A 10,639-nucleotide genomic window follows, 5' to 3' on the forward strand; every position below is an offset into this window, starting at 1 on the left:
TCTCCGCGTGAAGACGTCCGCGCCGATCTCGCGCAGCTCGTTCTCGGTTTGTTTCATCCGTTCCACGTCGATGTCGGCGATAGCGACCTTGGCCCCCTCGCGGGCAAAGTTGTGCGCGATGTAGCGCCCGATTCCCTTGGCTCCGCCCGTGATCACCGCTACTTTTCCCGTTAGCATTTCGACACTACCTTTCTATGAGCCTTTCCTCAGTTCAGCCGGCTTTCTTAGCGAGGCGGAAGGGCGCGAGGAAGAGGGCCGCGCGGACGTCCGGCTAGAATGGTTCGACTCATGGTACTAACCTAATCGGCCGCGGCCCGAAACTTGCGCCCTGAGGACTCGCCGGCCTTGATATTATTGAACCTGGTCGAGAAGGATGTCGATTTTTGTCGCGCCCACGTTCACCGGATTTCTCTTGTATTCTCCGGCGAGATTGCCCGGCTCTTTGGTCGTCGGGTTGCCGTCCTGGTCGAGACGCGCCGAGAGAAAAAGCTTGCCGGAGAAATGCGCGCCTGGCATCATCACGTCTTGACCGCTCAATGAATAAGAGACCGGGAATTTAGGGCTAACGATTTTTTTCACGGCCAAAGGCGGTCCACCCGCGCTGCCGGTGGATCTGGCGATGACGAACAACACCGCCTGGCCGTCGATCTTGCCTTTGGCTTTCGGATCGATATCGACCGTTCCCTGAATCTGAGCGCCGTCGGCGGGCGAAGCTTTGGCGCTCGACGGTTTGCCGCTATCGCCCTTCCCGAGCTGCGCGATGGCTTTCTCCACTTCATCCTTTTCCGGACCCGGCGGCATCATGCCCGATACTTTTTGCAGCAGACGCCGCGCTTCGGCGGGATCGCCGCCGGTCTGAGAAAGGACCATTCCTTTTCCCCACAGCGCCGGTGGAAAATTCGGACTGACTGCGAGAGCTTTGTCAAAGGCCATCAGCGCGCCTTCCATATGTCCCGCCTGGGCGAGAATCAGTCCCATGAAGGCGTGGGCTTCGGGCTGATTGGGATCGGACGCCAGGACTTTCTTAAACAGCTCGATCGCCTGCGCCAAGTTGCGCTGTTCGAAGGCGGCGCGTCCCTGGGCGAGCAAAGCGTCCGTGCCGCCCGCGGGCTGGGTGCCGGTCAAAAAGTCGCCTGTGATCGAGTCCTGTGCCGAGCGGCGCGGCCTCAGAGATTGGGTCAGCAGGACTCCGAGCGTAAGCCCGAAAAGCAGGAGAAAAACGCCGCCCGCCACAAGCGGCCATCTGCGCAGCGGACGCGCTTCCAGCGCGGGAGTTTTTTTGTCCGGGGCGCGGACGGCGTTTCGAGGCGGCTCCAGGGGCATGGAATCAAGGCGCTTTTTCACCGTGGCTTCTTGCGCTTCGAGGTCACGCCGCAAACCGTCATAGTCCGTTTCCGACAATTTCCCGGCTTGAAAGTCGAACTCCAGTTCCTTCAGCTCCCTATCTAGCCTTGCCTGCTCGCCGAGCAGGGACACGGGGCTCTCACCGTCTTCGGGTATGATTGGAGTGCCTTCGTGCCTTCTTCTCACCCAACGTCGCATCAGGAGCACGACCAGAATGAGTCCGAGGACGGCGACAACGCCCGGCAGCACCCAGAGGAGCAGACTGAAACCCCGGGCCGGAGGCGCCAGCAAAACCCAGTCACCGTATTTGGAGACGAAAAACTTTTTCACTTCTTCCGGGCTCTTTCCCTCTTTGAGTTGTTCCCGGACCAGGGCGCGCATCTGTACGGCCAGCTCCGAGGGAGAGTCGGCGACGGAGAGGTTCTGACAAACCGGGCAGCGCAGCTCGGTGGCGATCGCGCGGGCCTCTTCCTCCAGATCCTGAGGGCCCCTCGCCACAAGTGAGGAAGTGAGCAGTGAGTAAGTGAGCAGTGCAAAACAAAAAGTTAAGAACGTCTTTTGTAACTCCTCACTCCTCACTGCTCACTCCTCACTACCTTATAGGCTGGTATTCTCCCTTGCCTTCTTTCGCGCTGACGATTTTCTGCCGCGCCTCGCCGACCTTGGCGATGACGATCGACGGGCCGACGCCGCCGACGTGCTTGTAGGTGACGCGCCCGTCGGGATCGATGAAGAAACTCTCGGGGATTCCCCAGACGCCGTAATCGATCGCGATCCGGCCGGAGGAGTCGAGGCCGTTCGGGTAAGTGATGTTGAACTCGCCGACGAACTTGCGGCCGTTCGCTTCGACGTCCTGGATCTGAATGCCGACAAAGACCACGTCACGATCTTTGAGTTCTTGCCAGGTCGATTCCAACTGCTTGGCCTCGGCGATGCAGGGCGGGCACCACGAGGCCCAGAAATTCACGAAGACGGCCTTGCCTCTGAGATCGGAGAGATTGAGCTTCTCGCCGGTGAAAAGAGTCAGGGTGAAAGACGGCGCCGGCCGGCCGACGATCGGCGACGGAATATAGCGCGCATCGCGAAAAAAGCCGTAAGCCAGAATCGTGAGCAAAGGCACGATTGCGATAAAGGTGAGAACGACGCGACGTAAACGCATAACGAAAGGTCCTAGCCCTCGGCTACAGCTTCTAAAACAGGCTGCTCCTCGCGGCCGGCTGCCAACTGTCTTTTAAACGGCCAGACTGCGACCAGGGTCCCCAGCGCTATGACCGCGCCGCCGAGCCAGATCCACGCGACCAACGGCCGCACCAGCACCTTGAGCGTCGCGCGGTTTTTCTCCAGCTCGCTGAAGCCAGAGAGAATGAGATAGAGGTCCTCCGTTAACGTGCTGCGATGAACGGCGCGCCCCACGGGCGACTGTTGGTTGGGAAAAAATTTGAGCGCCGGCGAGAGAAGACCGATGTCCCGGCTATTATTATGAACTTGGAACGCGCCTTCGACGCGATAGTGCGTCGGTTGCTCGGAGGCGCGCAGGCCCTGGAAGCTTATCTTGTACTTCCCGACCGCGAGCGTCTCGCCGCGGCCGAGCGTGGCTTCGCGCTCGACGCTGTAGCTCATCGAGCCGGCGATGCCGAGCGCGATCAGAACGATGCCGAGATGGACGATGAGGCCGCCGTAGCGCCGCTGGTTGCGGCCGGTGAGCGTTCCCAACGCCCGGAAGATCCCTTCGCCCGCGAGCCGCCGCCGCGCGCGCACTGCGAGCGCCGTGTCGAACAGGATCGACGTCACGACGAAGGCGCACAGCATCACACCGAGGAGCGGAAGAAATTCGCGAACCCATCCGAGGAACAGCGCCAGGGTTATGATCAGCGAAGCGACTGCCGGCCAGAGAAAGTTTCGGCGCAAGTTATCCCACGAGGCGCGCCGCCACGCGATCATCGGCCCGACGGCCATGAGAAATACCAGAGCGAGAAAAAGCGGCACGGTGGCCGAGTTGAAATACGGCGCGCCGACGCTCACCGGAGTCCCCGCCACGGCTTCGGAGATGAGCGGGAAGATCGTGCCTAAAAAAATCGTGAACAGAGCGGAGATCAGAACCACGTTGTTGAGCAAAAAGGCCGATTCGCGGCTGACCATCGAATCCAATTGCGGTTGTCCCTTGAGAAGATCGGCGCGATAAGCAAGCAGGCCGAAGGAGGCCAGCAGGATGACGGCGAGGAAGGCGAGAAAGATCGTTCCCACCGGTCCGTTGGAGAAAGCGTGAATGGAAGAGAGCACTCCGGAGCGCGTTAGGAACGTGCCGAAGATCGTCAAGCTGAAGGCGACCATGATGAGCGAGAGGTTCCACGCCTTGAGCATGCGCCGGCGCTCCTGCACCTGCACCGAGTGGAGAAAGGCCGTGGCCGGTAGCCAGGGCATGAAGGCGGCGTTCTCCACCGGGTCCCATGCCCAGTAACCGCCCCAGCCGAGGACGTGATAGGACCACCACGCGCCGACGAGATTGCCCATGGTGAGAAAAAACCATGCGATGATCGTCCAGCGGCGCGTCGTCACGATCCACGCCTCGTCGAGTCGGCCTACGATCAGCGCCGCCATGGCGAAAGCGTAGGGCACCGTCAGCCCGACGAAGCCGGTGTAAAGCAACGGCGGGTGGCTCATCATGTTGGCGTCTTCGAGCAACGGGTTGAGGCCGCGGCCGTCGGGCGGCGGCGGAAAAACCGTCGCGAACGGATCGGAAGCGAAAGCGATGACGCCGAGAAAAAAGGCCGAGACGATCGAGAAGATCATCAACACCCACGGCATCAACTCGCGGTGGCGGTCTTTATAAGTCCACGCGACCAGACCGGAGAAGATAATGAGAATCCACTCCCACAGAAGCAGCGAGCCTTCGAGCGCGCCCCAGAGGCCGGTAACGCGGTAATAGATCGGCGTCGCCCGCGTCGTGTTGTTGGCGACATATTGGATGGAAAAGTCCGTGGTCACCAGGCCGTAGATCAGCGCCAAGCTCCCCAGCGTGACCAGAGCGAACTGTCCCAGAATCGCGGCGCGCGTGGCGGTAAAAAAAACCGCCTTGCCGGTGCGATGGCCGATAATCGGCGCCGCCATTCCCCAGAGCGCGAGCAGGAGCGCCAGCAGAATGGATGTGTGACCGATCGCCGCGGTCATGGTTCGATTCCCCTCACCATGACCCTGACACATTCGATAAACTCAGTGTCACCCTGAGCCTGCCGATGGGTGAGCATAGTCGAATGGGTCACGACTTTTTTTCCTCCGCGGCGGGAATGAAGCTCTTCGGCGAGGTGGGCTTGCCGTGATCGGCGGGGCTGTAGTCCTCGGCGTGCTTGGCCATGATCGTGGTGGCGATGAAGACGCCGTCTTGGCCCATCTTTCCTTCGGCCACGGCACCCTTGCCGTCGGCAAAAAGATCCGGCGGGATGCCGTGAAAATAGACTGGTATCCGGGCGTTGCCGTCGGTCAACTGGAAGCGATAGCTGAGGCCGTCGCTGTTTCTATGCAGAGAGCCTTTGACGACCATGCCGCCCAGGCGCAAAAATTTTCCCTGGGATTTTGCCTCCTGGGCTTTGAGCTCCGTAGGCGTGACAAAGTAGACCATCGCCTGCTGCATGCCGCCGTAAATGAGATAAACGAGCGCGGCCACGATGATCAGCCCGCCGATCAGGAATCTTTTACGCCGCATTTTTGTCCGCGCCTTCCTTGGACCTCGACTGCGAGAGCCTGGCTTGGGCCTTGCGCATCCGGCTCTTCAGGCTCAAGAGATAAAGGACGATCGCCGTCCATACGATGCCGTAGGCCAGTCCGACGAATCCCCAGGGTCCCATCTATGCCGCTCCTTCGAGCATCTTGGTCCTGATGCGCTCTTCCGTTTCGCCGACGCGAATGCGGAGCGAAAGGAGATAAAAGTAAAGAAGGAGGAAGGCGATAAAATTGATCGCCAGCGCGATCAGCATCGAAGGATGAACGTTGTCCCACGGCGCTTTGTCGGGCCGGAGGATCGACGGCGGCTGGTGCAGCGTGCGCCACCAATAAACCGACATATGGATCAAGGGAATATCCAAAAAACCGATGATGCCGAGCACCGCGCCGGACACAGCGGCCCGCTCGGGGTCCTCGATCAGCGAGCGCAGCATCAGGTAACCGACGAAGATGATCAAGAGCAGCGCCGTGAGCGTCAGGCGCGCGTCCCAGGTCCACCAGACTCCCCACGTCGGCTTCCCCCAAATGGAACCCTCGACGATGGTGAGCGCGGTGAAGAGAACGCCGATCTCGGCCGCGGCGTTAGCCAGAATATCATCGCGCCGCTCGCGCTTCCATAGATAGAGGCAACTGCCGACGAAAACGATGAAGAAAGAAAGATACGCCGTCAGGATGCTGGGTATATGGATATACATGATGCGCTGGACCTCGCCCTGGTAGGCGTCGGGCGGCGCGTGAACGAGCGCGAAGTAGAGGCCCACGATAATAAATAAGAGCGCCAAGATGCCGAGAGTCTTTCCCGGACGGCTATTCCGCTCGACTCTTTCCATAATCAAGACTCGACCACCCATTCGAAGACGAGAATGCCCGCGGTAAAAAATATCACATCAAATCCGATTAGAAGATGCAACCAAGGCAACGCCTCCGAGAAATCTCCGGCTCGAAGCACGATTTCGATGCCGCGGATCGTTGCCAGGACGACGGGGATCAAAAGCGGCAGAAGGAGCAGGGGCAACAAAATCTCCCGGCCGCGAGCGGAGAGCGTGAGCGCGGAAAAGAGCGTGCCGACGACGCAAAAGCCGACGGTTCCGAGCAGGCCGTAGAGGAAAACCATCGGCAAACGGTCCCAAGCCGTGAGATTGAACAGCACCCAGAACAGGGGAAAGATGACGACTTCGAGCAGCGCCATCAATATCAGATTGAAGAAAACTTTCGACACGAAGATCGCGGCGCGGTCGATCGGCGCGAGCAGCAGCGCCTCGAGACAGCGGTTCTCGCGCTCGGCCTGGAAGAGCTGCATCAATCCCAGCGTGCCGCAGAACACGACGGCGAGCCAGAGCAGTCCCGGCGCCATCTCCGCCGCTTTTTCCGGCCGGACGTCGAGGGCGAAATGAAAGATGAAGAGCAAGAGAGCGCCGAAGAAAAACATCGCCAGCAGGCTCTCCCGGCGTCTCAGCTCCAGAAGGAGATCCTTCCACAGGAGCCAGACGGTCTGGTTCAGGAAGGCCATGCTTCTCCTCGCGGCCGAAATTCGTCGACGGCGCGGTAAAAACTTTCCCAGGGCGTCCGCTTGGCTTCGTCGAAGATCAACTTGCCGCGGCGCAGAATGACCGCGCGCGAGCAGAACGCGGCGGCGCGCGCCACGTCGTGCGTCGCCATCACGACGATGCCGCCGCTTCGGCAAACCTCTTGCAAATATTTCTCCAGTAATTCCACGCCGCCGCCGTCGAGCACGCCGTAAGGCTCGTCCACGAGCATCAGCTTCGGTTCGATGAGCAGCCATTTGGCGATCGAGAGGCGGCAGTTCATGCCGCTAGAAAATGCGCGGACGTATTCACTCCGCCAATCCGCCAACCCGGCGGCGGAAAGCGCCCCGGGAATGGCGCCATTTTTTTCTTTGCGGCTGTAGAGGGCGAGGAACAGCCTGAGATTCTCTTCCGCGGTCAGCTTCTCGTAGAGGTGATCGCTCGGAGAGAGAAGGCCGACGACGGGTCGGCGCCGGGCGGGCGTCTGGCGCAAGTTGGTTCCATCCGCGTAAATTGCACCCGCGCTGGGCCGCAGGAGACCGGCGAGCGCCTTGAGCAAAGTGGTTTTTCCCGCGCCGTTGGGCCCGAGCAGCGCGACCGTGTCGCCGCCGCGAAGCTCCAGGTCGATGTCTCTCAGCGCCCAAGTAAAACCGTAGCTTTTAGACAGGCCGCGAACTTCCAGGTGCAAGATAATCTCCGTGCCGGCGGAATAAATGAATGGCCGACTATAAACGCGGGGTAGGGCGGATTCAAGAGCAATTGCGGCAGAGATCGATGCCTTCGAACAATCGCACTTCCCGTGATTTTTCCTTGCTATTGTTTGTCGAGTGCGCATAAAAGAAGGCGCATCCATTTGCCGAGGCGGAATAAAGTGAAAGGGAGGGGAAGGCAATGAATCTAACGGAGCGTGCCAAGAACATACTGGTGCAACCGACAGAGGAGTGGCCGGTCATTGAAAAAGAGCCGACGACAACCCGGGACCTGTATACATCTTATATCATGCCCCTCGCGGCCATCGGGCCGGTGGCGTCGATCATCGGTTTGTCGATCGTTGGGATCGGCTCCCCTTTAGGCGGCACCTATCGCGTATCCTTAGGCGCTTCCATCGGGCACGCGGTGGTAACGTACGTGATGGCGCTCGCGGGCGTGTATGTCCTGGCGCTCGTCATCGACGCGCTGGCGCCGACGTTCAATGGAACGAAGAACAGCGCGCAGGCGTTGAAGGTGGCCGCCTATTCCAGCACGGCCGGTTGGCTGGTCGGGATCTTCAATTTGATCCCGGCGTTGGCGTTCCTGCAGATTTTCGGACTTTACAGTCTTTACCTGCTGTACCTGGGTCTCCCGGCGCTTATGAAATCGCCTCAGGATAAGACTTTGCCCTATACGGTCGTCGTGATCATCGCGGGCTTGATTATCTTCGCGATTATCGGCGCCGTAGGCGGCTCACTGATCACTTATCCTATTCCGAGATGACGCCGGTTAAGGCCGACTCGCCTTGACTCTCTTCCGCGGATCGGTTAAAAACGGAATTACTTTTCAACCTCTTCGCGATTCGAAAACGGCCTAAGGGCTAAGCAACACGCCCTTAGGCCTATTTATTACTTTTCTATTTATCGGGAGAGCCATGGCATACCAACATATCAAAGTACCAACGGACGGAACGAAAATCACCATGTCCGCAAACAAGCAGTTGAACGTTCCCGACCATCCGATTATTCCGTTTATCGAAGGCGACGGCACCGGCCGCGATATCTGGCGCGCTTCGGTGCGCGTTTTCGACGCGGCGGTTGAGAAGGCTTACAAGGGCAAGCGTAAAATCCGTTGGATGGAAGTGTACGCCGGCGAGAAATCGTTCAAGCAGTTCAAGAGCTGGCTGCCCGACGAGACCGTCGAAGCGTTCACGGAATTTCTCGTCGGCATCAAGGGCCCGCTCACGACTCCGATCGGCGGCGGCTTTCGCTCGCTGAACGTAACGCTTCGCATCTTGCTCGACCTTTACGTCTGCCTGCGGCCCGTGCACTACTACAACGGCGTGCCTTCTCCGGTGAAGCATCCGGAACACGTCGACATGGTGGTTTTCCGCGAGAACACGGAAGATATTTATACCGGAATCGAATTTCCCAACGGAACGGAAGAGAACAAGAAATTCAAATCCCTCCTCAAGGAAAACTTTCCCAAAGAGTATGCGAAGATCCGCTTCCCCGGCACCGCGGGCATCGCCATCAAGCCGGTCTCCGTCGAGGGCACCGAGAGGCTGGTGCGCGCCGCGATCCAGTGGTCGCTCGCGAACAAGCGCAAGAACATCAACTTCGTCCATAAGGGCAACATCATGAAGTACACCGAGGGCGCGTTTAAGGACTGGGGTTACGCGCTCGCCAAACGGGAGTTCCGCAACGACGTCGTCACCGAGCGCGAGACCTGGATCTTGGGCAACAAGGAACAGAAGCCCAATTTGAGCGTCGAGGACAACGCCAAAGCGATCGATCCCGGCTTCGACATGATGTCGCCCGACCAGCAGAACGACATCAAGAAAGAAGTAGAGGAGGCGCTGAAGTTGTGGCCGACGCACGGCGACGGCAAGTGGAAGGCGAAGCTGCTGCTCAAGGATTCGATCGCGGACGTGTCGCTGCAGTTCGTCCTGATCCGACCGAAGGATTACGACGTGATCGCGACGCTGAATCTGAACGGCGACTACCTATCCGACGCGCTGGCCGCGCAGGTCGGCGGCATCGGCATCGCGCCCGGCGCCAACATCAACTACGACACGGGGCACGCCATCTTCGAGGCGACGCACGGCACGGCGCCGAAGTACGCCGACCTCGACAAGGTCAATCCCGGCTCGGTCATCCTCTCCGGCGAGATGATGCTCCGTTTCATGGGCTGGAGCGAAGCGGCCGACCTGATCGTCAAAGGTTTGGAAGGCGCGATCGGCAAGAAGACGGTGACGTACGATTTCGAGCGCCTGATGCCGGGGGCAAAGCTCGTCAGTTGCTCGGGCTTCGGCGCCGCGATCATCAAAAACATGTAAGGAAAGTTCATTGAGTTAATCGCGTTCGTTGAGTTTATTGGGTTGAACTCAAGAAACTCAAAAAACCCGACAAACTCAATTGAACCCAAAGGAATTTGACATGGCTCGGAAAAAGCTCGCTTTGATCGGCGCGGGTAATATCGGTGGCACCATGGCGCATCTCTGCGCGTTGAAGGGCCTCGGCGACGTCGTGCTCTACGATGTTATCGATGGGCTGCCGCAGGGCAAGGCGCTCGATCTGTTGCAATCGGCGCCGATCGAAAATTTCGACGCCCAGATCACCGGCACGACGAAGTATGAAGACATCGCCGGCGCCGACGTCTGCATCGTGACCGCCGGCATCGCGCGCAAACCGGGCATGAGTCGCGACGACCTGTTGGGAACGAATTCCAAGATCATGAGTCAGGTGTGCGCGGGCATCAAAACCCACGCGCCGAACGCCTTGGTCATCGTGATCACCAATCCCCTCGACGCCATGGTCACGCTGACCAAGCGTCTCACCGGCTTTCCGAAAAATCGCGTCGTCGGCCAGTCGGGCATCCTGGATTCGTCGCGATATCGGACATTTATCGCGGAGGAGCTCAAGGTTTCGGTCGCGAGCGTTTCCGCCGTGGTTCTGGGCGGACACGGGGACGACATGGTGCCCGTGCGCAGCAGTTGCCTGGTCTCTGGCGTGCCGATCGAGAAATTTATTTCGAGCCAGCGCCTCGACGAGATCGAAGCGCGCGTGAGAAACGCCGGCGGCGAGATCGTCGCGCTGCTGAAAACCGGCTCCGCTTTTTACTCGCCAGCGTCGGCCGCCGTGCGCATGGCGCAGGCGTATCTCATGGACAAGAAGGAGATCCTTCCGTGCGCCGCCTATCTCGAAGGCGAGTACAGTGTCAACGGCTACTACTTCGGAGTCCCGGTGATGATCGGCGCCGGCGGCGTGGAAAAGGTAATCGAGATGGAGCTCAACGCGCGCGAGAGAAAACTCTTCGACGAATCTCTGGGGCACGTCAAAGAGCTGGTCGGCGCAATGGAT

General features: G+C 59.5%; 11 protein-coding genes. 3 read left to right on the top strand and 8 right to left on the bottom strand.

Features of this window, described 5'->3' with window-relative positions; translation table 11 throughout:
* Positions 1 to 351: 351 nt before the first annotated feature.
* The 8 genes from VGL70_15680 to VGL70_15715 all read right to left on the bottom strand — a co-directional run bounded on the left by VGL70_15680 (position 352) and on the right by VGL70_15715 (position 7,275).
* Positions 352 to 1,842, bottom strand: a complete 1,491-nt coding sequence (locus VGL70_15680; GenBank protein HEY3304964.1) for a cytochrome c-type biogenesis protein CcmH — start codon at positions 1,840 to 1,842, stop codon at positions 352 to 354.
* A gap of 94 nt (positions 1,843 to 1,936) precedes the next feature.
* Positions 1,937 to 2,503, bottom strand: coding sequence for a TlpA disulfide reductase family protein (locus tag VGL70_15685; GenBank protein HEY3304965.1), 567 nt, complete (start codon positions 2,501 to 2,503; stop codon positions 1,937 to 1,939).
* Positions 2,504 to 2,514: 11 nt separating this feature from the next.
* The gene (locus VGL70_15690) at positions 2,515 to 4,512 is read right to left on the bottom strand and encodes a heme lyase CcmF/NrfE family subunit (protein ID HEY3304966.1); all 1,998 of its coding nucleotides are present in this window, start codon (positions 4,510 to 4,512) and stop codon (positions 2,515 to 2,517) included.
* An 88-nt stretch (positions 4,513 to 4,600) separates the two neighbouring features.
* The gene (gene ccmE, locus VGL70_15695) at positions 4,601 to 5,044 is read right to left on the bottom strand and encodes a cytochrome c maturation protein CcmE (GenBank protein HEY3304967.1); all 444 of its coding nucleotides are present in this window, start codon (positions 5,042 to 5,044) and stop codon (positions 4,601 to 4,603) included.
* Entirely contained in the window at positions 5,034 to 5,186 is a 153-nt protein-coding gene (locus VGL70_15700) for a CcmD family protein (protein HEY3304968.1), read from the bottom strand. Before VGL70_15700 ends, ccmE begins: the two co-directional genes overlap by 11 nt.
* Positions 5,187 to 5,891, bottom strand: coding sequence for a cytochrome c biogenesis protein CcsA (ccsA, locus tag VGL70_15705; GenBank protein ID HEY3304969.1), 705 nt, complete (start codon positions 5,889 to 5,891; stop codon positions 5,187 to 5,189).
* Positions 5,892 to 5,893: 2 nt separating this feature from the next.
* Positions 5,894 to 6,571 (bottom strand): heme exporter protein CcmB, encoded by a 678-nt coding sequence (locus VGL70_15710; GenBank protein ID HEY3304970.1) that lies wholly within the window; start codon positions 6,569 to 6,571, stop codon positions 5,894 to 5,896.
* Positions 6,559 to 7,275, bottom strand: coding sequence for an ABC transporter ATP-binding protein (locus tag VGL70_15715; GenBank protein HEY3304971.1), 717 nt, complete (start codon positions 7,273 to 7,275; stop codon positions 6,559 to 6,561). Before VGL70_15715 ends, VGL70_15710 begins: the two co-directional genes overlap by 13 nt.
* A gap of 203 nt (positions 7,276 to 7,478) precedes the next feature.
* Here VGL70_15715 and VGL70_15720 point away from each other — a divergent pair, with 203 nt between their 5' ends.
* The 3 genes from VGL70_15720 to mdh form a co-directional block, all read left to right on the top strand.
* Positions 7,479 to 8,060: a Yip1 family protein gene (locus VGL70_15720; protein ID HEY3304972.1), complete on the top strand. Its 582-nt coding sequence runs from the start codon at positions 7,479 to 7,481 to the stop codon at positions 8,058 to 8,060.
* A gap of 151 nt (positions 8,061 to 8,211) precedes the next feature.
* Positions 8,212 to 9,615, top strand: coding sequence for an NADP-dependent isocitrate dehydrogenase (gene icd / locus VGL70_15725; protein ID HEY3304973.1), 1,404 nt, complete (start codon positions 8,212 to 8,214; stop codon positions 9,613 to 9,615).
* Positions 9,616 to 9,715: 100 nt separating this feature from the next.
* Positions 9,716 to 10,639 (top strand): malate dehydrogenase (gene mdh / locus VGL70_15730; GenBank protein ID HEY3304974.1); only part of this gene is annotated, 924 nt, incomplete at its 3' end.

Source organism: Candidatus Binatia bacterium (assembly GCA_036504975.1).
Classification (GTDB): Bacteria; Desulfobacterota; Binatia; order UBA9968; family UBA9968; genus JAJPJQ01.

Coding starts and splice junctions, on each gene's coding strand:
- icd (HEY3304973.1), top strand. CDS start 8,212: ATGGCATACCAACATATCAAAGTACCAACGGACGGAACGAAAATCACC.
- VGL70_15700 (HEY3304968.1), bottom strand. CDS start 5,186: ATGGGACCCTGGGGATTCGTCGGACTGGCCTACGGCATCGTATGGACG.
- VGL70_15690 (HEY3304966.1), bottom strand. CDS start 4,512: ATGACCGCGGCGATCGGTCACACATCCATTCTGCTGGCGCTCCTGCTC.
- VGL70_15710 (HEY3304970.1), bottom strand. CDS start 6,571: ATGGCCTTCCTGAACCAGACCGTCTGGCTCCTGTGGAAGGATCTCCTT.
- VGL70_15685 (HEY3304965.1), bottom strand. CDS start 2,503: ATGCGTTTACGTCGCGTCGTTCTCACCTTTATCGCAATCGTGCCTTTG.
- VGL70_15720 (HEY3304972.1), top strand. CDS start 7,479: ATGAATCTAACGGAGCGTGCCAAGAACATACTGGTGCAACCGACAGAG.
- ccsA (HEY3304969.1), bottom strand. CDS start 5,891: ATGGAAAGAGTCGAGCGGAATAGCCGTCCGGGAAAGACTCTCGGCATC.
- ccmE (HEY3304967.1), bottom strand. CDS start 5,044: ATGCGGCGTAAAAGATTCCTGATCGGCGGGCTGATCATCGTGGCCGCG.